The sequence below is a fragment of the Lysobacter sp. 05T417 genome (genome assembly GCF_056396405.1).
In genome coordinates this window covers 1-460 of record NZ_JBFTLK010000031.1, presented here as the reverse complement: position 1 = coordinate 460, position 460 = coordinate 1, and the positions used below count along the sequence as shown (strand labels likewise).

Below are 460 nucleotides of genomic sequence, written 5' to 3'. Positions count from 1 at the left end.
GGTTCGCAGGCTGGCCAGACCATCGGTCCGGACGGTTGCCCGGTGCCGGTGTCGATCGACCTGAAGGGTGTGAACTTCGACTTCGACAAGGCCACGCTGCGTCCGGATGCTGTCTCGATCCTCTCCGAGGCCACCGAGATCCTGAAGCGTTATCCGGAGCTGAAGGTCGAAGTCGCCGGTCATACCGACCAGTGCGGCAAGGATGCGTACAACCAGAAGCTGTCGGAGCGTCGCGCCACCACGGTGTACGACTACCTGACCAGCAATGGTGTGGACGCCGCGCGYCTGGTGGGCCCGATCGGTTACGGCGAGAGCCGCCCGCTCGAGGACATGGGCCAGGCGTTCCCGGCCTGCAAGAGCGAGAAGAACCGTCGCACCGAGCTGAACGTCCAGAACTGAGTTCGGGACGCCGGGTTTCCGTAACGAAGCCCGGTAACGAACCTCGGTAACGATTCTTCCA

General features: G+C 63.4%; 1 protein-coding gene. It reads left to right on the top strand.

The window, feature by feature from the left end; translation table 11 throughout:
* A partial coding sequence (locus tag AC1DER_RS17250) for an OmpA family protein (RefSeq protein WP_477358234.1) occupies positions 1-399 on the top strand: 399 nt, incomplete at its 5' end.
* Positions 400-460: the final 61 nt, after the last annotated feature.